This is a genomic window from Streptomyces pristinaespiralis, assembly GCF_001278075.1.
GTDB lineage: Bacteria > Actinomycetota > Actinomycetes > Streptomycetales > Streptomycetaceae > Streptomyces > Streptomyces pristinaespiralis.
Window position 1 is genome coordinate 5,230,465 of sequence record NZ_CP011340.1, and the last position, 22,769, is coordinate 5,253,233.

Genomic DNA, 22,769 nt, shown 5'->3' on the forward strand with positions numbered 1-22,769 from the left:
CTGTAGCGAAGCTGATGCATTCCGGCCCCGGCATATGGTGGACGGCATGACAGATCAGGCCCAGCGCCCGGAGGCTGAAATTCCGGGCAAGCCCACTTCGGCATCCCGTACCACCCTCAGCCACATCATGACCGGCAGTGACACGAATCTCCTCGGCACCGTGCACGGCGGCGTGATCATGAAGCTGGTGGACGATGCCGCCGGGGCCGTGGCGGGCCGGCACTCCGGCGGACCCGCCGTCACCGCCTCCATGGACGAGATGGTGTTCCTGGAGCCGGTCAGGGTGGGCGACCTGGTCCATGTGAAGGCACAGGTCAACTGGACCGGCCGGTCCTCCATGGAGGTCGGCGTACGGGTCCTGGCCGAGCGCTGGAACGAGTCGACGCCCGCCACCCAGGTCGGCAGCGCCTACCTCGTCTTCGCCGCCGTGGACGCCGACGGCAAGCCGCGGCCGGTGCCGCCGGTCGTCCCGGAGACCGAGCGCGACCAGCGCCGCTACCAGGAGGCGCAGATCCGGCGCACGCACCGGCTGGCCAGGCGCCGGGCGATCCGCGAGCTGCGCGAGAAGCGCGCCGCGGAGGGCATGGAGGACTGAGCCCGGCCGGCCGGCGAGGAGTCACGGGCAGACGACCTGGTCGCCCGTCACCGCGCCGAACTCGCCGCGGTGGGGCTCGTGGGTCTGTACGGGGCTGACGCCCTTGAAGTCGGCCCCCGCCATCACCTTCATCACCGGGCCCTGCCCCTTCACCGGACGCAGCTCGGCCCCCGGCAGCGCGGCCCGGAGCGACTTCGCCGAGCGGTCCCACCGTGGGTCGTACGTCACATAGGTGTGCTCGACCTGACCGCTGCCGCCGTTGAGCGGGGCGCGTGTGGTGTCGAAGCCGATGCCGTTCAGGGCCTTGTCGACCTTCTCGCCCAGGCCGGTGATGTGGGTCCCGTTGTAGACCTGGACCTTGATCTGCTTCGGGTCGACGTCGACGACGGTGGCCTTGGCACGCTTCGGACGGTGCGGTGCGAGCGGCTTGTCCTCCCGCAGCAGCCGGAACAGCCGCTGGGCCCGGGCGTCGTCCCACTTCACGGTGGACCCGACGCCCTTGACCGGGAAGGCGACGTCACCGACGGGCACGGAGGTGAACTCGGAGGAGGAGGGCGTGAAGCCCTGCATCGCCCTGCCGAGGGCGAGCATCTGCCGGGTGCCGAACTGCCGGTCGGCGCGGACAGAACCGAGCATGGTCGAGGTGACCTTCCGGAACTTCACCGGGTTCAGCAGCACACCGTTGCTGGTCGCCCGGTCGACGAGCGCCGCCAGGAAGCGCTGCTGGCGCTGCATCCGCCCCAGGTCGGCGGCGCCGTCGATGTGGCGGGAGCGCACGTACTGCAGGGCCTGCCCGCCGCTCAGCTTGTGGGTGCCGACCGGCAGATCCAGACCGGTGTAGGTGTCCTTCATCGGCCGGGCGGTGCAGACCTCCACGCCGCCCACCACGTCCACCGTCTTCATGAAGCTGGTGAAGTCGACCTCGAGATAGTGGTCGATCTTGACCTTGGTCATGTGCTCGACCGTGCGCACGGTCAGTCCGGGGCCGCCCTCGGCGTAGGCCGCGTTGAGCTTCACGGGGTGCGGCTTGTGATGCCTGCCCGTGGTGGTGTCCGTGTGCTCGGGGATCTCCGCGTAACTGTCCCTGGGCAGGCTGACCACACTGGCACGGTCCCGGTCCTGCGCGATGTGCACCAGCATGATCGTGTCGGTGCAGTTGCAGGGCGCCCCGCCCAGCCGGTACTTCTTCTTCTCCTCGGGCGTGATCCTGTCCCGGCCGTCGGTGCCGACGACGAGGATGTTCGTGCCACGGCCGCCCTCGGGCCGGTTCTTCATGTCACGGAACGGGTCGACCCGGTCGATCTCCGTGTCGAGGCCGGTCACCACGGCGTGCCCGATGCCGCCCACGCCCAGGACCAGCACCGAGAGCGATGTGACGATCCGCATGCCCCAGCGCGGCCGTGCCGGGCGCCCGTCCCGCCGCACCGGCGCCGAGCCACGGCCCTTTCTCCCGGCGGGGTGCCCGCCCCGCCCTGCCGGTCGCGCCGGCTGTCGCGCGGCGGGCCGCCCCGCGGCGCCGCGCTGCGGGGCCGGACGGGGGCGGGGACGCGGGCGGGGCGGTGGGGGCAAGAGGACACCTCCGCGGACGACAGGGGATTCCCCGCACCGTAGGCCCATACGATCTGCGACACCGGCCGCCGCGCCTGGGTGTCCCCCGTTCGCGGTAACGTGGCGGGCGATGAACGCCACGCCCGCTGTCTCCGTGATCATGCCGGTCCTCAATGAGGAGCGGCATCTGCGCAACTCCGTCCGCCACATCCTCGAGCAGGAGTACGACGGAGAGATGGAGGTGGTGATCGCGCTCGGGCCGTCCACGGACCGCACCGACGAGATCGCCGCCGAGCTGGTGCGGGAGGACCCGAGGGTCCGCACCGTGCCGAATCCGACCGGCCGCACGCCGGCCGCCCTGAACGCCGCCATCAAGGCGTCCCGCCACCCCGTCGTGGTGCGCGTGGACGGCCACGGCATGCTGTCGCAGAACTACATCGCGACCGCGGTCCGCCTGCTGGCGGAGACCGGCGCGCAGAACGTCGGCGGCATCATGCACGCCGAGGGCGAGAACGCCTGGGAGGACGCCGTCGCCGCCGCGATGACCTCGAAGGTCGGCGTCGGCAACGCCGCGTTCCACACGGGCGGCAAGGCGGGCCCCGCGGAGACGGTGTACCTGGGCGTCTTCCGGCGGGAGGCGCTGGAGCAGCAGGGCGGCTACAACGAGGAGTTCATCCGCGCCCAGGACTGGGAGCTGAACTTCCGTATCCGTGAGGCCGGCGGCCTGATCTGGTTCTCCCCGGAGCTGCGGGTCCAGTACCGCCCCCGGCCGTCCGTGCGGGCGCTCGCCAAGCAGTACAAGGACTACGGGCGCTGGCGCCACGTCGTGGCCCGCTACCACGAGGGCTCGATCAACCTGCGCTACCTGGCGCCTCCGACGGCGCTCTGCGCGATCGCCGCGGGCATCGTGGTGGGTGCCGCGCTGACGCCGTGGGCGTTCGTGGTCCCCGCCGGATACCTCGCGGCGATCACCGCGGGCTCGATCCCCGCCGGCAAGGGCCTTTCCCTCAAGGCGCGGCTCCAGATCCCGGTGGCACTGGCCACGATGCACATGTGCTGGGGCTACGGCTTCCTGACCAGCCCGCGCTCGCTGGCGAAGAAGGTCATCGCGAGCCGCCGGCCCTCGGTCAGGGCCGCCGCCTGACCAGGCGCACGAGGAAGGGCCCGGTCACCGTGACCGGGCCCTTCCTCATGTCCGTCCTCGTGCCCGTACGGGCTACGACCAGGTGAAGCCTTCCTGCACCGGCATGCACTCCTGATCGTTGTCGGCACGGAGGATCTTCGCCGTGTCCGGTGTCTTGTTGTCCGGCTTGGCGTTCGACTTCGGGTAGGCGTCGCCCTGCCGCCAGTCCGCGCCGACGATCAGCTGGATACCGGTGGCGTCCGTGGACCTCTTCACCGAACTCTGCGGAATCCCCAGCGCCTTGGCGATCGCCTGTGCGTCGCCCTCCAGTTCGGCGTTGGAGAACAGCACGACCGTCGACTTCTGCGGGTCGAGCGTGGTGTCGGGCTTGGCCGCGGTGAAGCCCTTCCCGACAAGCAGCTCGGTGACGGCCGTCGCACGCCCCTGCTCGGCGTACTGCCCGTCCCCGCCGGTGCCGTTGCGCACCATGACCGCGATCTCGCCGGGCGCGGCGGCCGGGTCCTTGGACGCTGTGGGCCGGGTCGGGGGCTTCTTCGGGGCCTTGCCGTCCAGCGGTACGTCCTCACGCACCATCCGGAACAGCTGCTCCGCGTCCCCCGGCATGGGCTCCACCTTGCCCTCGTACCCCGGCCGCTTGCTGTACACGTTCGGCATGGTGGTCATCGTGATGCGGGCGGTCGGCACACTCTTGAGCTGCATGCCGATGTCGTACAGGTCCTTGACCGTGTCGATGCCCTTGTCGACGGTGAGCGAGTCGATGGCCGCCTCGGCGAGCTTGCGCAGCTTGTTCGGGTCGGTGAGCTTGGTGTTCCTGCGGAGCTCACGGACCATCGAGTTCATGTACATGTGCTGACCGTGGGCGCGGGCCAGATCGGTGCCGTCGTCGAAGCCGTAGCGGGTGCGCAGCCACTGCAGCGCCTGCTCGCCCTTGATGGGCGTCGTCCCCGCCTTCAGCTTCAGGCCGGAGCCCTTGCCGTCCCGGGTACGCGAGTGGATGTTCTCCTCGACGCAGACCGGCACGCCGCCTATCGCGTCGGCCATCGACACCACGCCTGCGAAGTCGATCATCATGAAGTGGTCGATCGTGATGCCGGTGAGCTCGTACCAGGTGGCGACCGTGCATCCCGGCCCGCCCCGGCCCAGCGACTCGTTGGTGAGCGCGAGTTCCTTGGCCTGGTAGGTCTTCTCCGGTTTGTCGGGGTCGGTGCACTCCGGGATCTTCACCAGGGTGTCCCGGGGCATGCTGACGACCGAGATGTTGCTGCGGTCCGCAGAGAGGTGCAGCAGCATCTGGACGTCCGCCAGCGGTGGTCCGTCGAAGGTCTCCTTGGCGCCGCCGAGCTTCTGGTTCGCCTCGCTGTTGCGGGCGTCGGAGCCGATCAGCAGGATGTTCAGCGGCGTCTGACCGGCGGCGTTGGCCTTGTGGTCGGCCATCTCGCCGCCGAGCGTGAGATCGTCCTTCTTGATCTTGCTGTTCAGGTGCTCGTAGTACAGATAACCCGCGCCCGCGGTGCCGAGCACCACCAGCGACACCGTGATCGCGACGCCGCGGAGTATCCGGCGTTTGCCGCGTTTCGCGCGCCGTCGGGGGCCGCCGCGCCGGTGCCCGCCGCCGCTGCCTTCCGCAGGCTGCGCGGCGCCCGGGCTCCGTTCCTCGTCAAGGGCCGTACGGCTGCCGGGGACACGGGTCCCCTCGCCGTACAGCCCCTCGTCCCGGCCGAGATCGCCGGGTTCCGCCACGTGCTCCCGGGTCCCCTCCCCACGCACGCTGTTTCTTCCCACCCCTGGGTCCCCCCTGGTTTCAGGCTCGTGTCACGAGCCGTTCCTCCGGCGTCATCCGGCACAGACCTTCTTGTCGGCTCCGACCTTCTGGATGTCGTCCGGCACCTTCGCCGGACCGGTGATGGGCACCCCTGCGCCCTTGAAATCGGGACCGAGGGTCAGCGTCATCGCCGTCAGACCCTCCGCGTCCTGTGTGCCCGGCTTCATCGCCGCGGCAGGCAGGCCCATCAGGTCCGCGAGCGCGCGGGCCTGGTCGGCCTGGTTCGGTGCGTACTCGAGGGTCGTCCTGGTCACGTCCGCCGGGGCGTTGCCCTCGTTGGAGGACTTCAGAACGCCCTCGGTGTTCTGGAGCCACTCGAGGGTCTTCCCTGCGGCGCCCTGCGGGCCGCCGCCGTTGAAGACATCGACGCGGACGTCGGACGCCTCGGCCCTGGGGCCCTCGAGAAGGGCGTTCTGCTTGTCCTTGGCCTGCTGCTTCTTCTGCTCGACCTCGGTCAGGGAGACGTCCTCGCGGACCATCGCGAACAGCGACTCGGCCTTGCTCTCGTCGAGCACGACCGTGGCCTTGACCTTCTCCGCCGGGTTGTCCCGCACGGGCACGGTCGCGAAGGTCAGGTTCTTCATGTCGAACTTGCCGAGCTCCAGACCGAGGTCACGGAGCTTCATGATGTCGTTTATCTGGGAGTCGACGGTCAGCGCCTTCGTGCCGGCCTCCGCCAGCTTCACCAGCTTCGTCGGGCTGGTGAGCGTGTCGTTGGACTTCAGCTTGCGCATCAGCGCGCTCAGGAACTGCTGCTGCAGCTTGATGCGGTCGAGGTCGCCGCCGAAGCCGACCGCGTGCCGGGTACGGACGAAGGCCAGGGCCTCCTCGCCCTCGATCTCGTGCTCGCCCGCGGGCAGGTCGAGCTTGGAGTCGGGGTCCTTTATGTCCTTGGCGAGGCAGATCGGCACACCGCCGACCGCGGAGGTCAGCGTCTTGACCGCGTTGAAGTCGGCCACCATGAAGTGGTCGGGCTTGATGCCGGTGAGCTCGGTGACCGTACGCATGGTGCAGCTCGGCGTGCGGCCCGACTGGCCGAGGCTCACGTTGAAGCGGGTGTTCGGTGACCCGGGGATGGTCTTGGTCGACCCGTCCTCCTGCGTCGTCGGACAGTCCGGGATGTCCGTGATCAGGTCACGCGGGATGCTCAGCGCCGTCGCGTTGGTGCGGTCCTTGGACACGTGCAGCAGCACGGTCGTGTCGGCGTGGCCGGCGCTGTTCCTGTCGCCGTAGCCCTCGTTGCCGTCGCCGGTGCGCTTGTCCGTGCCGATGACCAGGATGTTGATCGCCCGGTCCTTGCTGAAGCCGCCGGTGCCGGCGCCGTCGTCCGGGACGGAGGTGATGTTGGAGTTCAGGTGCTCGTAGTAGAGGTATCCGGCCGTCGCCGTCCCCACCATCACCAGGGCGAGCGTGCCGCCCGTCCACAACAGCACCTTCTTCTTGCGCGACTTGCCCTGCTTGCGCTTGCGCCGGCCGGCCTGCGCCTGTGCGGCGCGGCCGCCGGACGCGTCACCGGTGCGACGCCTGCGCTGCTCGGGGACCTCTGTGGTCGTGGCGGCCGCACCGCGCCGGGCACCATTTCCGGACGCCGGGTTCCTCGGGGCGGCACTGCGGCTGCCGGCCGCGCCGGCTCTTGTGCTGCTGCGGCCCGAGCCTCTGGCGGAGGGGATCGACTGCGGTGCGGATTGATCCAGTCGCAGTTCGTAGTTGCCGGTCTGCGGGTTGAGTACCCACTGGTCGGCGGGGTCGATCTCGTCCGCCCGCCCACGGCTTTGCGCATCCACGGTTGCTTGAGTCCTCCGTCGGGTGCCACGCGACGCGCCTCCCCCGGCAGGCGCTCGGTCCTTCGATCCAGCAGTGCGCGACACAGGGTCGGAAGCACCGGATCGCGTCACACTATCCGTCCAGTTCAGCGTCGAGCGACGTCCGTGACAAATTCCACGCCCCTTACAACCGGGCAATTCGCCCAATCTGTCAGCACTCTCTGCTTCCGTTTGGCCATTGCTTTACTCACACATCCCTTCGGCGGCATTGGTGCCGGGAAATGTCGGTGTCGCACTGGGTGCGGTGGTCCCGCCGGTGTCCGGCTCCCCGGTGGTTCCCTCGCCCTCGCGTTCGCCGTTCGGTACGACGGTGACCGGATCGTCCTCGCGCAGACTTTTGAAGAGCTGGTCCGCCTCCGGCTGCACGAGCTCGTCCCGGTTGGGATTCACGGCGTGCGGTTGCCGGGGAACGGTGAGGAATTGGACCTTTTCCGTCGGAATGCTCCGAAGCGAGCGGGTCAGATCGTAAAGGTCTTTCAGCGAGTCGAGACCCGGATCGGTGGTGATCGACTTCGTCGCCGCGTCGAGCACCGGGTAGAGCCTCGTCGGATTGAGCAGCACGCCGTTGCTCTGCACCTTCTTGACCAGCGCGCCCAGGAACTGCTGCTGGCGTTCCATCCGTTCGGTGTCGCTGCCGTTGCCCAGCGTCTTGCGGGCCCGGACGAATCCGAGTGCCTCCTCGCCGTGCAGCGTCTGCGGCCCGGCGGGCAGCTTGAGCCGCGCGTCCTTGTCGTCGATCGGCTCCTTCAGACACACCTCGACGCCGTCCACGGCGTCCACCATGTCCTTGAAGCCGCGGAAGTCGATCACCATGTGGTGGTCGATGCGGACCCCGGTGAACTTCTCGACGGTACGGATCGTGCAGGCCGCCCCGCCGAACTGGAAGGCCCAGTTGAACTGCGCCGTCTGCTCCTTGGAGCGGCTGCCGTCCGGCTTGCCGCAGCTCGGGACGGTGACCAGCAGGTCGCGCGGGATCGACATCGCCGTCGCGCTCTTACGGTCGGCCGCGATGTGCAGCAGGATCGTGGTGTCGGAGCGCTGGCTGCCGCCGTTCTCGTCCCGGCCGTACTTGCTGTTGCCCTCGCCGGCCCTGGTGTCGGAGCCGAGCAGCAGGATGTTCTGCGCGTCGACGGCGACGGGCGTGGGGCGTTCCTTCTCGTACGTCTCCAGTTCCGCGGCGGCGGTCGTGTCCGTGGTGATGTTGGAGTCGAGCTTGCGGTAGAACCACCAGCCGGCGCCGGCGGCGGCGAGCAGGACGAGCGAGGTGCCGAGGGCTGCCCAGCGCATCCAGTGCCGTGGAGGTCTGCCTCCGGCCGGACCCTCGTCGCCGTCCCCGCCCCGGCCGTTCCCGCCGTTGTCGCCGCCCTGGCCGTCTCCGCCCCGGCCGTTCCCGTCGTTGTCGCCGCCCGGTCCGCCTCCGCCCGAGGGTGCCGGGCCGTCGGCGCGGCCGCCGTCCGCGTCACCTGTGCGGCCATGGTCCGCCGAGGCGGACGGGCCGTCCTGCGCCACGGGGCCGTCCTCGCCGGGCGTCACGTCCTGGCCGGCCGTGGAGCCCGCCGCGGCCCCGGCCTGTTCGTCGGTCGTGTCCGCCGTGGCCCCGGCCTGCTCGTCGGTCGTGTCCGCTTCGGAACCCGCCGTGTCGCCGGCGGACGTGTCAGCGGTGTCGCCGTCCTCCGCGGCGGGGGCGGCGCCCGCTCTCCCGGAGTCGGCCGGGCCGCCGGGCGTGGCGGAGCCGTCCGCGACCGCGGATCCCGCCTTCTCGTCCGCGTCGGCGGACCCCGCGGGGTCCGCCGACGTGCCGGCCTTGTCCGTCACGTGTGCGTCCATCCTTCATGGCGTCGGCGGCACGCTGGGCCGCCGATCGCTGGTCTAGACGGCTGAACCCGGCGCTTGGTTGTGCGTTGAAACACGCCTGTCGCCGATCATCCACCGGGGCCGCCGCCGGACGGGGAGGGCTCGGCCCGAGTGTGCGCCACACGAGTGGACGCCCCGCGCTTGTCATACCGCCGTGACGGTGACCCGCTCGCTCTCGACGCGCTCGGCCAGGGCGTCCTGCGACAACTCGCCGAGATTCCGGCACAGGACGACCGAGGCGCCGGCCGCCAGGGGCGCGTACAGCCCCGCGGACAGCCCTTCCCAGGTGTCGTACGACTTGCCGGACAGCAGGCGCGCCCCCGGCGCGAGACCCAGCCGCTCCGCGTCCTGACGTGCCCGCGCGACCAGTTCGGCACCGGTCAGTTCCAGGTCTCCGACCCTCAAGGCCGGCTCGTCCGGGTCCACCGGCGCGTAGGCGGCGAACCGGTCGCCCTGGCCGGGTACCTCCACCGCGTAGTCGGCGTAGCCGGCCGGCGGGGTGGGGAAGCGGCGTCCGAGCGGCGCGAGGGACAGGGCGATCCGGTCACCGCCGCAGGCGAGCCCGTCGTCGAAGCGGCCCGGCCCCGCCACGACATGGTCCGCGCGCGCCGCGTCACCGCCGACGTCCGCGACCACGCCCACGGAGGAGCAGGCCAGCAGCCAGACGGCGCTCTGCCAGTGCGCAGGCAGCAGCAGCGCGAGCCGGTCGCCCGGTTCCGCGTTGAGGTCGCCCTGGAGCAGATTCGCCGTCTTCGCCACCCAATTGGCGAAGGTGGCGACGGACAATTCCACCCGCTCACCGGTGGCGTCGTCGTAAAAAGTGACCAAGGGGCGCGCGGGGTCCGCGGCGAGCGCGGATCGCAGCAGGTCGGCGGGGGTACGGTCGCTGGCGTTCATCCGCAGAAGCGTACGCCGCCGCCCGGTCGGGGAGCGGCCGCCCGGGTGACGGTGTCCTCCGGTCGGACCGAAGGGGCGGCGCTCCGCCGGGGGTTTGCCGCCGAGCGCGGCCCACCGCACCGGGCCCAGGATCCTTGCCATGCGTGGATACCTGGCTTCTTCCGTCGGAGTGGCGTGCGCGACCGCGCTCGTCATCCCGCTCTCGTTCGCTTCCGGCGCGCTCGCCGCGCCCCTGCCGGCCGCCGCGGTCCAACAAGCACCGGACGTGCCCGGCTCGACCCAGTCCCTGCCACTGAAGGCCCTCGGCCAAACCCCCTCGGAGCGTTCCCCCGGCACCCCCGAACTGGGCCTTCCCGAACAGGACGTCGACCCGTTCTCGCTCGTCGGCGTGGTCTGGGAGGACGCGTTCACCGAACTCGACGGCACCGTCGAGGTACGCACCCGGGCCGCCGGGTCCGGCGTCTGGTCCGACTGGCAGCAGGTCGAGACGCACAACTCGGAGCACGCGGCCGACCCCGGCACCGTCGAGAGCGACGCGCGCTCGGTGCGCGGTTCCACGGCCCCGCTGTGGGTCGGCCCCTCGGACGGCGTGGAGGTACGGGTGCGGGCCGCCGACGGCAGCTCGAGCGGGCTGCCCGAGGGCATGCGTCTCGAACTCGTCGACCCCGGCGACGACCCGGCCGCCGCGGACCCCGACACGGACATCGCGCCCGACACGGACACCGCCCCCGAACCCGACACCGGCCAGGCCGCCGCAGGCCCCGACACGGAGCCCACCGTCGGCCGGTCCCCGCTCGGCGGCCTCGAGATCCCGGCCCTCAACCAGTCCGACACCGAGGCCGAGGCGGCCGCCGCGGGCGACATCCTCGCGGGCGACCTCGCGGTCGGCGCCAAGCCGTACATCGGCCCGCGGCCGCGCATCGTCACCCGCAAGGGGTGGGGCGCCGACGAGTCGTGGCGGGAGAAGAAGTTCGTCTACACGGGCTCGGTGAAGGCCGCGTTCGTCCACCACAGCGCCACCGGCAACAACTACACCTGCAAGGAGGCCCCCTCCGTTATCCGCAGTATCTACCGCTACCACGTCAAGAGCAGCGGCTGGCGCGACATCGGCTACAACTTCGCCGTCGACAAGTGCGGAAACATCTACGAAGGCCGGGCAGGAGGCGTGGCCAAGCCGGTGCTCGGCGCGCACACGCTGGGTTTCAACACCAACAGCACGGGCATCGCCGTGCTCGGCACGTACAGTTCCTCCAATCCGCCGCAGGCCGCGGTGACCGCCGTGGCCAAGCTGACCGCGTGGAAGCTGGGGCTGCACGGGATCAACCCCAGTGGGAAGGTCACGCTCACCTCGGCCGGCAGCGGCAAGTACGCGAAGGGCGTGAAGGTCAAGCTCAACGCCATCTCCGGACACCGCGACGGATATGTCACGGACTGCCCCGGAGGCCGGCTCTACAGCAAGCTCGGAACCGCCAGAACGGCTGCGGCCAAGCTTCAGGGCCGCTGACGCAGGACCGGGGCCGGGCCGCGGCGGACGCAACTCGAGCCGCCGTGAAGGCAGCTCATAAACTTGCCGGTCCGAACCGACCGAGCCCGGCCCCAGCAGGAAGCAGAGAACGCATTGAACCTGGCCCCAGAAGCGATCCTCCTGGTCGGAGGCAAGGGAACCCGGCTGCGTCCGCTCACCGTCCGCACCCCGAAGCCGATGGTCCCGGCTGCGGGAGTGCCGTTCCTCACCCATCAGCTGGCGCGGGCGCGGGCGGCGGGCGTCGAGCACGTCGTGCTCGCCACCTCGTACCTGGCGGAGGTCTTCGAGCCGTACTTCGGTGACGGCTCCGCGCTGGGCCTGCACCTCGAGTACGTGACGGAGGAGGAGCCCCTCGGCACCGGCGGGGCCATCCGCAACGTCGCCTCACGACTGCGGTCCGGCCCCGACGACCCGGTTCTCGTCTTCAACGGGGACATCCTCACGGGACTCGACATCGAGGCCCTGGTCGGCACCCACCGCTCCTCCGGTGCCGATGTCTCCCTGCACCTCACCCGCGTCGAGGACCCGCGCGCCTTCGGCCTGGTCCCGACGGACGGGACCGGGCGCGTCACCGCGTTCCTGGAGAAGCCCCAGACTCCCGAGGAGATCGTCACCGACCAGATCAACGCGGGCGCCTATGTCTTCCGGCGATCGGTCATCGACGCCATCCCGGGGGGCAGGCCCGTCTCCGTCGAGCGCGAGACCTTCCCCGAACTGCTGGGCGCCGGCGCCCACCTCCAGGGCATGGTCGACTCCACGTACTGGCTGGACCTCGGCACCCCCCACGCGTTCGTACGCGGCTCCGCCGATCTGGTCCTGGGCCGTGCTCCCTCTCCCGCCGTGCCGGGCAGACGTGGCGACCGGCTGGTGCTGCCGACCGCGCGGGTGGCGCCTGGCGCGAAGCTGACCGGCGGCACCGTGGTCTGTGAGGGCGCGATCGTCGGCGAGGACGCCAGGATCGACGGCAGCACGGTCCTGGCCGGCGCGGTCGTGGAACCGGGCGCCGTGATCTGCGACTCACTCGTCGGCGCGGGCGCGCGCATCGGGGCGCGTACGGTGCTGTCCGGCGTGGTCGTCGGGGACGGCGCCGTCGTGGGTGAGGACAACGAGCTCAGGGACGGCGCGCGGGTGTGGTGCGACGCGGTGCTCCCGGCGGGCGCGGTCCGCTTCTCCTCCGACCAGTAGCCTGGCCGCATGGCAGGGCGCTTCCGACCGGACCCGAACCGCGCCACCGTGCGCGGTGGCGCGACGGGCGTACCCGCGGCGATACCGCGACAGGTCCCTGCCACGGCCGCCACCGCCCGCACCCGGCGGTGGACCCCGCCGTGGCCGCTGGACCTCGCACTGGTCCTCGGCCCGCTGCGCCGGGGCCCCGCCGATCCCACCTTCCGTATGACGCCGGACGGCTCCGTCCGGCGGGCCAGCCGTACCCCGGCCGGGCCCGGGACACTGCACGTCACGCTGCGGGCGGGCGCCGTCGAGGCCGAGGCCTGGGGGCCGGGCGCGGAGTGGCTTCTCGACCGCCTTCCCGAACTGCTCGGGGCCGCCGACGAGCCGGAGGCCTTCACGCCGCGGCACCGGCTGGTCGCCGCGTCCCAGCACCGGCGGCCGGGACTGCGGCTGCTGCGCACCGGACTCGTCATGGAGTCCCTGATCCCCTCGATCCTGGAACAGAAGATCACCACGGACGAGGCCTACCGGGCCTGGCGGCTGCTGGTCCGCAAGTACGGCGAACCGGCGCCCGGCCCGGACCAGGGCCTGTACGTCATGCCGGAGCCGCGCACCTGGGCGCTCGTCCCGTCATGGGAATGGCACCGGGCGGGCGTCGACAACAAGCGCGCGTCGACGATCCTGCGCGCGGTGCGGGTGGCCCGCCGGATGGAGGAAGCCGCGGCGATGGAACCCGAACAGGCCATGGCGCGACTGGAGTTGATCCCCGGCATCGGCCCGTGGACCTCGGCGGAGGTGATCCAGCGCAGCAACGGCGCCCCCGACGCCGTCACCGTCGGCGACCTGCACCTGCCCCGGATCGTCGGCTACGCACTGGCCGGGGAACGCGACACCGACGACGCGGCGATGCTGGAACTGCTCGCCCCTTACGAGGGCCAACGCCACCGCGCGGCCCGCCTGATCCTGCTGGCGGGCCGTGTCCCGCCGCGCCGCGAACCGAAGATGCGCAAGGTCGACATCGCCGCGTGGTGAGCCGCGAAGGCGGCTCCGCGGCCGCTAGCGGACCTCGATGAACGCGGCGGCCTCCCGCGCCGGGCGCGCCTTGGGCGCGGCGGCGGGGTGACCGATCGCCACCGCCCCCATGGGATCCCACGTCTTTGGCAGCGACAGCACCTCCCGCACCACATCGCGGCAGAACATCGTCGAGGAGACCCACGCCGATCCCAGCCGCTCACCCGCGAGCGCCACCAGGAAGTTCTGCACGCCCGCGCCCGTCGCGACGACGAACATCTCGCGTTCCGCCGCGTCCCTGCGCTCGTCGCCGTACGTATGGGCCCCGTCCGTCACCAGGCACGGCACCGCCAGGTACGGGGCGTTGCGCAGGACGTCCCCGCGCCGGACCCGCTTGGCGACGGACTCCTCCGACTTCCCGTCGCGGCGCAGGTCCGCGATCCAGGCGTCACGCATCGCGTCGAGCAGGCGGTGGCGGGAGGCGGCGGACTCGAGCAGGACGAAGCGCCACGGCGTCGTGTGATGGGGGGCGGGCGCCGTCACCGCGGCCGCGACCGCGCGCCGCACCGCGCCGCCGTCCACCGGCTCGTCCGTGAACTCGCGGACCGTACGGCGCTGGGTCACCGCCTCCCGTATCGCCTCCGAGGTGCCCAGCCGGAACATGTCGTCGGCGGCGATCCGGACCAGAGCTCTCGCGTCCTCGCCGGCGTCGTCCACGATGTGCGGCAGGCCGCGGACGACGGCGACCGGCAGTCCGTCGGCCTTGCCCTTCACCAGGTCGCCCGCGGCGGCGAGTTCGTCGGCGGTGGCCACCACGGTGGCGCTGAGGGGATTGCCGTGGGCGTCGGTGCCGCCGCGCAGGTCGTCCAGGACCCGCACGCCCGCCGCGCCGATCGCGATGTCGGTCAGTCCGGTCCGCCAGGGCCGGCCGGAGGTGTCGGTCACGATGACGCCGAGGTCGACGCCGAGCTCGTCGCGCAGCCCCTCGCGGATCGCGCGGGCGGAGGCGTCCGGATCCTCGGGCAGCAACAGCACCGTGCCCGTGGGGGTGTTGGACGCGTCGACACCGGCCGCGGCCATCACCAGGCCCTGCCGGTTCTCGACGATGCGCAGGGTGCCGCGCCGGGCGACGACCCGTACCGTCTCCGCGTCGATGGCGGCCTCGCGGTCCGCCGCCCGGACGATCCGCCCCTCCGCCTTGCTCACGATCTTGGAGGTGACGAGCAGTACGTCCCCGTCGGCCAGCCCGGGGGAGGTGGCGGCGATCAGCTTGGCGAGGTTGTCACCGGGCCGGACCTCGCCGAGTCCGGGCAGCGCCCAGACCCGGTACGACGCCGGGCTCACGCCTGTACCTCCTCGGCCAGCGCCAGTGCCGCCCGGGCCATGTCGGCGGCCGCGTCCACGTCGGTCATCATCAGCGGCACCGCCCGGCAGCGGATGCCGGCCGCCTCGACGGCGGCGACCGCCGGCTCGTCGACCGTGTCGACGAGCCAGCCGTCGAGCAGCCCGGAGCCGTAGTGCTGCGCGACCGCCGCCGCGCTCGCCTCCACGCCCACGGCCGCGAGGACCTTGTCGGCCATGCCGCGCACGGGCGCGTCCCCGACGATGGGGGAGAGGCCGACGACCGGTACGCCCGCCTCCGCGATGGCCTCGCGGATGCCGGGCACGGCGAGGATCGTGCCGACGCTGACGACGGGGTTCGACGGCGGGAAGAGGATCACGTCCGCGGAGGCGATGGCCTCCAGCACTCCGGGCGCGGGCTTGGCCTGCTCGGCGCCGACCGGGACGACCGCCTCCGCGGCCACGGACGCCCGCAGCCGCACCCAGTACTCCTGGAAGTGGATGACCTTGCGTTCGCCGTCGAGCGTCACCGCGACATGGGTCTCCACGCGGTCGTCGGACATCGGCAGGAGCCGTACGCCCGGCTTCCACCGGTCGCAGAGGGCCTCGGTGACGGCGCTGAGCGGATAACCGGCGCTCAGCATCTGGGTGCGGACGATGTGGGTGGCGAAGTCGCGGTCCCCGAGGCCGAACCACTCGGGGCCGACCCCGTACGCCGCGAGTTCGTTCTTGACCTGGAAGGTCTCGTCCTCGCGGCCCCAGCCCTGCTCCTCGTTGATGCCACCGCCGAGGGTGTACATCACCGTGTCGAGGTCCGGGCAGACCTTCAGGCCGAACAGATGGATGTCGTCACCGGTGTTGCCGATCACCGTGACGTCCGCTTCGGGCGCGGCCTGCTTGAGACCGCGGAGGAAACGGGCGCCGCCGATGCCGCCGGCCAGAACCACAATGCGCATGCCGACATCCTCGCAGGTCCCGCCGGGGCGTCAGACGGAAACCGGCTCCGTCGTGCAGCTCGCGGCCGTGTGCATCGGCATCTCGGTCAGGCCCGGGTAGTAGACGTGCAGGCTCACGGCCGGTTCGAGGGAGTCGTTGACGACCTCGTGCGCGTAGCCGGGTGCGAAGACCCGCTGCGCACCGGCCTCGAGCGAACGCTCGCCGCGTGCGGTGCGCTCGGTCAGCTCGCCTTCGAGGACGGTGAGCACTCCGGAGGAAGGGCCGTGGTCGTGGAGCCCGCTGCCCTGGCCGGGGACCCAGCTGAGCAGCCAGATCTCGTAACCGGGGCCGGTGCCGAGCCGGTGGTACCAGCGCGTGGTGGCGTCGTATTCGACGAGGTGCGCCCACTGCGCGCGGTCGGCGGCGATGGAGCGGGCGAGCCCGGCGAACTCGGCCACGGTGGCCGGGTGCTCACGGGCGGGCTGGAGCAGGTGCTGTACGGCGAGGATGTCGCCGGCGATCTGGAGGTCGCTGTCGCTGTTCATGGGTGCGGGGGTTCCTCAGCAGAAGTGCGGGGATGTCGCAGAGCAGGAAGAAGACGCAGAAGCTGGAGCGCGAGGGCATCAACAGCTGGAACAGCAACAGCAACAGCGCGCCTGGACAGCGCTGCGGAACCCGCGGAGGCGGGTCGCGAGGGGCGCTGAGGTCGCTGGCATGGAATCAAAGGTGACGGTTGCGCTCGTCGACTGTCAACCCAATGCCCGATTTGGCAGCAATGTTTCACCTTTTCCGGTTACGGAGAACGGAGAAAGGTTTGTGCAGCGGGAAGCGGGGACACATGCGGCAGCAACCCTGCTTGCAAACGTCATCCGGCCTGAAGTGATCGGACTGTGATCCGGATCGCTTCACCGGCTCGATCGAAACAAGATCGATGTTCCTGGCGTCTTCCTTTTCGAGGAATGGCGGGGTGCGGAGCAGGCCGCTGGCATGTGTCACGTTTTTTGGTGATTTGAACACTTTCCGCATAGCCTTGGTTCCGCAGAGTGAATACCGGGCCCAATAGCAGATCTCGGCTTGACTGGCCCGGAGCCACACACTTGTAATTTCACTCGTGTCGTTCGGCCGAAAACGATCGCGGCAACATCACGGGGACGCAAAGACAGACGAGGGGCGCACATGACCGAGCTGTTCGAACAACTGCTGGTCGAGGACGCGGACGAGGAACTCGGCTGGCAGGAGCGCGCGTTGTGCGCCCAGACCGATCCCGAGTCCTTCTTCCCCGAGAAGGGTGGCTCCACCCGCGAGGCGAAGAAGGTCTGCCTCGCCTGCGAGGTCCGCTCCGAATGTCTCGAATACGCCCTGAACAACGACGAGAGATTCGGAATCTGGGGCGGCCTCTCGGAGCGGGAACGCCGGCGCCTGAAGAAGGCAGCCGTCTGAAGCACCGCCCCTCCCGCCGCCCGATCGCGCCCGGCTCGAGCCGCTCGATGACGTCCGGCCCAATCGGTACAACTGCGTCAACTGCGTACGTAACGAACGGTCCGCCGTCTGTGGGTTGTCCACAGGCTGCGGACCGTCCACATGCCAGCCGTTAGTGTGGGGCCCCGTCCGTGACGCACCAGAGCCCCTACGGGGTGACCCCGGCCGGAGGGCCCGTACCTCAATGTCCGCCACCACAGCCGCGTTTGTTCCGGCAGCCGCGCCAGAGTTCCCGCGGCACGTAGTCACCGCCGTGCTCGTCTCCCACGACGGCGCGCGCTGGCTCCCCGATGCCCTCGCCGGACTGATCGGCCAGGAACGCCCCGTGCAGAACGTCGTCGCGGCCGACACCGGCAGCGCCGACGACTCGGCCCGACTGCTCACCGAAGCCCTCGGCGCCGACCGCGTACTGCACCTCGCACGCCGCACCGGCTTCGGTACCGCCGTCGAAGAGGCGACTCGCACCGCCGGTGTCCTCACTCCCGAGGAACTGCCGTACCTGAAGCGGCCGAGCGGCTGGGACCCCGTCAGCAGGACCTGGCGCGACGAGGCCTACGAGATGCCCGAGCTGCCGTACGGCGAGCCCGTCCAGTGGCTGTGGCTCCTGCACGACGACTGCGCGCCCGAGCCCGACGCCCTCGCCGAACTGCTGCGCGTCGCCGACTCCGACGAACACGCCGCGATCGTCGGCCCCAAACTCCGCGGCTGGTACGACCGCAAGCAACTCCTCGAGACCGGCGTCTCCATCGCCAACAGCGGGCGGCGCTGGACCGGACTCGACCGCCGCGAACAGGACCAGGGCCAGCACGACCAGGTGCGTTCCGTCCTCTCCGTCTCCTCCGCCGGCATGCTCATACGCCGCGACGTGTTCGAGGAGCTCGGCGGCTTCGACCGGCGACTGCCGCTCATGCGCGACGACGTCGACCTGTGCTGGCGCGCCCACTCCGCCGGGCACCGCGTCCTGATCGCCCCCGACGCCGTACTGCGGCACGCAGAGGCGGCCGCCCGCGAGCGCCGCACCGTCGACTGCGCCGGCCGGTCCGTGGCCAGCCCGCACCGGGTCGACAAAGCAGGCGCCGTCTACACACTGCTCACCAACACCCGCGGCGTCGCGCTGCCTTATGTACTGCTGCGCATCGTCCTCGGCACACTGCTGCGCACCCTCGCCTACCTCGTCGGCAAGGTGCCCGGGCAGGCCGTCGACGAGGTCATGGGACTCTTCGGCGTCCTGCTGCGTCCCGAACGCATCCTGGCCGGCCGCCGCAGACGGTCCCGGCGGGCCGTCGAGGCGAGTGAACTGCGGCCGCTGTTCCCGCCGCCCGGCGCGACCGTCCGCGCCACCGTCGAACAGGTCGTCTCCGGCTTCGGCGGCTCGGACGCCGACTCCGGCGGCTCCCGCCACGGCGCCGTCGAATCGGGTCCCGGCGGGGACGACGCGGACTTCCTCGAGATCGAGCAGTTCGCCAGGCTCAAGAAGATCGCCCGTAAGCCCGGGCCCCTCCTCTTCGCCCTGCTCCTCGTCGCCTCGCTCGTCGCCTGCCGCGGGCTGTTCGCGGGCGGCGCCCTGGCCGGCGGCGCCCTGCTGCCCGCTCCGGCCGACGTCTTCGACCTCTGGAGCCGTTACGCCGACAGCTGGCACCCCATCGGCACCGGCGGCACCCAGACCGCGCCGCCCTACCTGGCCGTCCTCGCGGTGCTCTCCGCGCTCTTCCTCGGTTCCACCGGCCTCGCCCTGACCGTGCTGCTCGTCTGCTCGGTCCCGCTCGCAGGCCTCACCGCGTACTTCGCCTCCCGTCCCATCGTCGGCTCCCGGCTGCTGCGGGCGTGGGCGAGCGTCGCCTACGCCTTCCTGCCCGCCGCCACCGGAGCGCTGGCCACCGGGCGGCTCGGCACGGCGGTCCTCGCGATCGTGCTGCCGCTCATCGCCCGAGCGGCGGTCGCCGCCCACGGGCTGCGCCTCCAGGGCGGCGGCCGCGGCAGCTGGCGGGCCACCTGGGCGTACGCCCTGCTGCTGACCTTCGCGACGGCCTTCACCCCCGTCGTGTGGCCGATCGCCGTCGTCATCGGCATCGCCGTCCTGGTGCTGCGACGCGGGGACATCACGGCCTACGCGCTCCGCTTCCTCGCCTCCGTCGGCACGCCGATGCTGGTCCTCGCCCCCTGGTCGCTCTCGCTGCTGACCAGCCCTTCGGGCTTCTTCCGCGAGGCCGGGCTCGCGTACGACGGCGGCGCGGCGGGCGCGACCGACCTGCTGGGCATCAGCCCCGGCGGCCCGGGAACCGTCGGCGGCCTCCTGATGATCGGCATCGTGCTCGCGGCGCTCGGCGCCCTGTTGCGCGAGGAGCGGCAGTTCGCGATCCGCGGCGCCTGGGCGGTCGCCCTGGTCGCCCTGGTCTTCGCGGCACTGGTCAACGGCTCGGGCGACAGCGGTGCCGGCTGGGCCGGCCCTGCCACGCTCGTCTACGGCATCGCCCTGCTCGCCGCCGCCGTGCTCGGCGCCGAGGGCGGCCGCAGCCGTGTCGCCGCCCAGAGCTTCGGCTGGCGGCAGCCCCTCGCCGCCCTCGTCGCGCTGGCGGCCGGCCTCGCTCCGGTCGTCGCCGCCGCGAACTGGATGCTGAGCGGTGCCGGCGGTCCTCTCGAGCGGCGCGACCCGGTGCAGGTGCCGGCGTTCGTCGCGGAGGAGAGCGACACCCAGGACCAGCCGCGCACGCTGGTCCTCGGCGGGGCTTCCGCCGCGAAGGTCTCCTACACACTCGTCCGCGGTTCCGGCGCCCGTCTCGGCGACGCCGAGCTCACAGAGACCGGCGGCAGCGACGCCCGGCTCGACAAGGTCGTTGCCAACCTGGTCGCGGGCTCCGGCGCCGACCAGACGAGCCAGCTGAGCGGCTTCGCGATCCGCTACGTGCTGGTGCGCGACGGCGCCCCGCGCCAGACCAGCCGCGTCCTCGACGCCACCCCGGGCCTGAGCCGGCTCAGCCAGCTCGACGGCAGCGCGCTGTGGCGGGTGGACCGCCAGGTCGCCAGGGCCACCATCGTCACCGGCAAGGACGAGCCGCTGCCCGTGGCCTCCGACGCCGTCGAGGCGCACGCGAAGATCCCCGTCGGCGGCTCCGGCCGCGTCCTGCGCATCGCGGACCGCGCCGCGGAGGGCTGGCAGGCGACGCTCGACGGACGCCCGCTGAAGAAGACCACCGTGGACGGCTGGGCGCAGGGCTTCGAGCTGCCCGCGGAGGGCGGCCGCCTCGACCTGACGTACGAGGACCCCGCCACCCACACCGCCTGGATCTGGATCCAGGCGTTCCTCGCCCTCGTGCTGCTGGTGCTGGCCCTCCCGGGCCGGCGCAGGGAGATCGACGACGATCTGCCCGAGGAGCCGGTGGCCGTACCGGAGCAGCCGGTCGCGGGCGAGGGCCGCCGGGCACGCAGGCTGCGGGCCCAGGCCGAGGCGGAGGCCGAGGAGACGGAGCCGACGGCCCAGGACGGTGCCCGGCCGCTGGAGCAGGACCAGGAAGCCGCGCAGCCCGCCGCGTACACGGCGGCGGTGCCGCAGCAGCAGTACGGCGAGTGGGAGACGCAGAGCCACGCGGACGCGCCCTACGGGACCTCGTACGACCAGCAGCACCAGCAGCAGTACCAGGACGGCGGGTACGGCGGGACCGCGGCTCAGGGACCGGGCTACGGCGGCGAGCAGCAGTACGCGGACGGTCAGCAGTACGGCGGCGACCAGTCGTACGCCGACCCCCGCTACCAGCAGCCGTACGAGGCGGACCCCTACCAGGGCGCTTCCTACGGCGACGGTCAGTACCAGCAGGACGGCCAGTACCCCACCCAGTACCAGCAGGACGGCCAGTACCAGCCGGAGGGCCAGTACCAGCAGGACGGGCAGTACGACCCGTACGGCTACGGCGACCCGAACGGCGGCCCGTACCCACAGCCCCCGGCGCAAGCCCCCGGCACGACGCGAGGCGACTCAGAGTGAAGCGCACGACCATCTCCCTGATCGCCGTCGCCACGGCCCTCGCCGCGGTGACCGGCGTCGCCTCGCTCACCGCACCGGACGGGGAGGCCACGACACAGGCCGTGGCCCCGGCCCGGTTGCCCGTCGAGCGTTCCAGCCTGCTCTGCCCGGCTCCCAGCAGCTCCGACCTCGCGGAGACGCGCTACACCTCCTTCACCCCGGTGATGAAGGACGGCGCGGGCGCCAAGGAGGGCGCCACGGACGACGAGGCGGCGGGCGCCGGGGCGGACACGGCCGAGCTGCGGCCGTCCGCGGCCACGCTGGCCGATCCCGGGGCCGCGCCGGACAAGGACGGCGAGACCGAGAAGGACGGCGAGGGCACGGCGGAGGAGGACGGCGAGGCCGCGAAGCCCGCGTCCGACAAGCCTTTCCTGGCTCTCAAGGAGCCGGGCAGGCCCGTCTCGGCCGAGGAGAGCGGCGGCCAGGCCCCCGCGCTCGTCGGAACGGCCACCGGCCGCCTCGCCCCCGGGTGGACCGCGCAGCAGACCACCTCGGTCTCCGCGGGCAGCGGCCGGGGCCTCCTCGGTGTCACCTGCACCGCACCGGACACGGACTTCTGGTTCCCCGGCGCCTCGCTGTCCGACAAGCGCCAGGACTATGTGCACCTGACCAACCCGGACGACACGGCCGCCGTCGTCGACGTCGAGCTCTACGGCAAGGACGGCGCTCTCAAGACCACCGTGGCCGAGGGCATCCCGGTTCCCGGCGGGGCCGGCCTGCCGGTCCTGCTGTCGACGCTGACCGCGGACCCGGCGGAGGACGTGACCGTTCACGTCACCACCCGTACCGGCCGCGTCGGCGCCGTCGTGCGGTCCGCGGAGGAGGACAGCGGCAGCGACTGGCTGGCCGCCTCCGCCGACCCGGCGGGCACGGCCGTGCTGCCCGGCATCCCGGCGGACGCGACCTCCGTGCAGCTGGTGGCGTTCGCCCCCGGGGACGACGACGCGGAGCTGCAGGTGCGGCTGGCGGGTGCGACGGGGACCATCACCCCGGCCGGGGCGGAGACGCTCCACGTGAAGTCCGGGATGACGGCGAGCCTCGACCTGAAGGACGTCACCCGGGGCGAGGCCGGATCGCTCGTCCTCAGCCCGGTCGAAGGCGGCCGGCCCACCCCGGTGGTGGCCGCGCTGCGTGTCGTGCGGGGCGAGGGCGACAAGAAGGAGGTCGCCTTCATCCCGGCCGCCGCGCCGGTGGGGGAGCGCGCGACGGTGGCGGACAACCGGGCCAAGGGTTCCCAGCTGTCGCTCGTGGCGGCGGGGAAGGCCGCCGAGGTCAAGGTCACCGCGTCGGCGGGGACCGAGGGCGGTACACAGGTCGTCAAGACGTACTCGGTGAAGGCCGGGACGACGCTGGCCGTGCCCGCTCCGGTGCCGGCCGGGCTCAAGGGGTCCTACGCGCTCACGGTCGAGACGGTGTCCGGCGGGCCGGTGCACGCGTCACGGTCGCTGGAGATCGCCGAGGACGGCATTCCCATGTTCACCGTGCAGACGCTGCCGGACGACCGCGGGATGGTGGCCGTGCCGGAGGCGGAACAGGATCTCTCCGTGCTGGACGACTGACGCGTTCGGGTGGCCGGCGCGCCCGGCCGCCGTTCGCCCCGCCGGTC

Annotated in this window: 17 protein-coding genes; 9 read left to right on the plus strand and 8 right to left on the minus strand. The window is 71.8% G+C overall.

Annotated features, from left to right (window positions below; translation table 11 throughout):
- Window positions 1-46 precede the first annotated feature (46 nt).
- On the plus strand, window positions 47-595 hold the full coding sequence (locus SPRI_RS22325) for an acyl-CoA thioesterase (protein ID WP_037776717.1): 549 nt from the start codon (window positions 47-49) through the stop codon (window positions 593-595).
- 21 nt (window positions 596-616) lie between these two features.
- On the opposite strand, the gene SPRI_RS22330 is transcribed toward SPRI_RS22325, so the two are convergent.
- Entirely contained in the window at window positions 617-2,164 is a 1,548-nt protein-coding gene (locus SPRI_RS22330; RefSeq protein WP_435850077.1) for an LCP family glycopolymer transferase, read from the minus strand.
- A 109-nt stretch (window positions 2,165-2,273) separates the two neighbouring features.
- Here SPRI_RS22330 and SPRI_RS22335 point away from each other — a divergent pair, with 109 nt between their 5' ends.
- Window positions 2,274-3,287 carry a glycosyltransferase family 2 protein gene (locus tag SPRI_RS22335; RefSeq protein WP_005316808.1) on the plus strand — a complete coding sequence of 338 codons (1,014 nt, stop codon included), beginning with the start codon at window positions 2,274-2,276 and terminating at the stop codon, window positions 3,285-3,287.
- A 72-nt stretch (window positions 3,288-3,359) separates the two neighbouring features.
- Here the strand turns inward: SPRI_RS22335 and SPRI_RS22340 are convergent, their stop codons facing one another.
- From SPRI_RS22340 to SPRI_RS22355, 4 genes are all read right to left on the minus strand, one after another.
- On the minus strand, window positions 3,360-5,027 hold the full coding sequence (locus SPRI_RS22340; protein WP_005316810.1) for an LCP family protein: 1,668 nt from the start codon (window positions 5,025-5,027) through the stop codon (window positions 3,360-3,362).
- A gap of 93 nt (window positions 5,028-5,120) precedes the next feature.
- Entirely contained in the window at window positions 5,121-6,893 is a 1,773-nt protein-coding gene (locus SPRI_RS22345) for an LCP family protein (RefSeq protein WP_005316812.1), read from the minus strand.
- Window positions 6,894-7,115: 222 nt separating this feature from the next.
- Window positions 7,116-8,747 (minus strand): LCP family glycopolymer transferase, encoded by a 1,632-nt coding sequence (locus tag SPRI_RS22350; protein ID WP_005316814.1) that lies wholly within the window; start codon window positions 8,745-8,747, stop codon window positions 7,116-7,118.
- A 183-nt stretch (window positions 8,748-8,930) separates the two neighbouring features.
- Entirely contained in the window at window positions 8,931-9,683 is a 753-nt protein-coding gene (locus SPRI_RS22355; protein WP_005316816.1) for a TIGR03089 family protein, read from the minus strand.
- Between the two features lie 139 nt (window positions 9,684-9,822).
- On the opposite strand from SPRI_RS22355, the gene SPRI_RS22360 reads away from it, so the two are divergent.
- The 3 genes from SPRI_RS22360 (at window position 9,823) to SPRI_RS22370 (ending at window position 13,410) form a co-directional block, all read left to right on the plus strand.
- Window positions 9,823-11,187 carry a peptidoglycan recognition protein family protein gene (locus SPRI_RS22360; protein WP_005316822.1) on the plus strand — a complete coding sequence of 455 codons (1,365 nt, stop codon included), beginning with the start codon at window positions 9,823-9,825 and terminating at the stop codon, window positions 11,185-11,187.
- Between the two features lie 114 nt (window positions 11,188-11,301).
- The gene (gene manB, locus SPRI_RS22365; RefSeq protein ID WP_086025601.1) at window positions 11,302-12,393 is read left to right on the plus strand and encodes a mannose-1-phosphate guanylyltransferase; all 1,092 of its coding nucleotides are present in this window, start codon (window positions 11,302-11,304) and stop codon (window positions 12,391-12,393) included.
- A 9-nt stretch (window positions 12,394-12,402) separates the two neighbouring features.
- Window positions 12,403-13,410: a DNA-3-methyladenine glycosylase family protein gene (locus SPRI_RS22370; protein ID WP_005316824.1), complete on the plus strand. Its 1,008-nt coding sequence runs from the start codon at window positions 12,403-12,405 to the stop codon at window positions 13,408-13,410.
- A 24-nt stretch (window positions 13,411-13,434) separates the two neighbouring features.
- Here SPRI_RS22370 and SPRI_RS22375 read toward each other — a convergent pair whose 3' ends face one another.
- The 3 genes from SPRI_RS22375 to SPRI_RS22385 are packed head-to-tail and all read right to left on the minus strand — an operon-like array spanning window position 13,435 to window position 16,211.
- Entirely contained in the window at window positions 13,435-14,733 is a 1,299-nt protein-coding gene (locus tag SPRI_RS22375; protein WP_053557223.1) for a coenzyme F420-0:L-glutamate ligase, read from the minus strand.
- Complete coding sequence (gene cofD, locus SPRI_RS22380; RefSeq protein WP_053557224.1) at window positions 14,730-15,686, minus strand: 2-phospho-L-lactate transferase; 957 nt, start codon at window positions 15,684-15,686, stop codon at window positions 14,730-14,732. The genes SPRI_RS22375 and cofD overlap by 4 nt, the downstream gene beginning before the upstream one ends.
- A gap of 30 nt (window positions 15,687-15,716) precedes the next feature.
- Complete coding sequence (locus tag SPRI_RS22385) at window positions 15,717-16,211, minus strand: cysteine dioxygenase (RefSeq protein WP_053557225.1); 495 nt, start codon at window positions 16,209-16,211, stop codon at window positions 15,717-15,719.
- Between the two features lie 169 nt (window positions 16,212-16,380).
- Here SPRI_RS22385 and SPRI_RS38720 point away from each other — a divergent pair, with 169 nt between their 5' ends.
- The 4 genes from SPRI_RS38720 to SPRI_RS22400 all read left to right on the plus strand — a co-directional run bounded on the left by SPRI_RS38720 (window position 16,381) and on the right by SPRI_RS22400 (window position 22,722).
- Window positions 16,381-16,560: a hypothetical protein gene (locus SPRI_RS38720; protein WP_162492192.1), complete on the plus strand. Its 180-nt coding sequence runs from the start codon at window positions 16,381-16,383 to the stop codon at window positions 16,558-16,560.
- 282 nt (window positions 16,561-16,842) lie between these two features.
- A complete protein-coding gene (locus tag SPRI_RS22390; RefSeq protein ID WP_053557226.1) occupies window positions 16,843-17,106 on the plus strand; it encodes a WhiB family transcriptional regulator in 264 nt (87 codons plus the stop codon).
- 223 nt (window positions 17,107-17,329) lie between these two features.
- Window positions 17,330-21,124 carry a glycosyltransferase family 2 protein gene (locus SPRI_RS22395; RefSeq protein WP_053557227.1) on the plus strand — a complete coding sequence of 1,265 codons (3,795 nt, stop codon included), beginning with the start codon at window positions 17,330-17,332 and terminating at the stop codon, window positions 21,122-21,124.
- Complete coding sequence (locus SPRI_RS22400) at window positions 21,121-22,722, plus strand: DUF5719 family protein (RefSeq protein WP_053557228.1); 1,602 nt, start codon at window positions 21,121-21,123, stop codon at window positions 22,720-22,722. The genes SPRI_RS22395 and SPRI_RS22400 overlap by 4 nt, the downstream gene beginning before the upstream one ends.
- Window positions 22,723-22,769 lie beyond the last annotated feature (47 nt).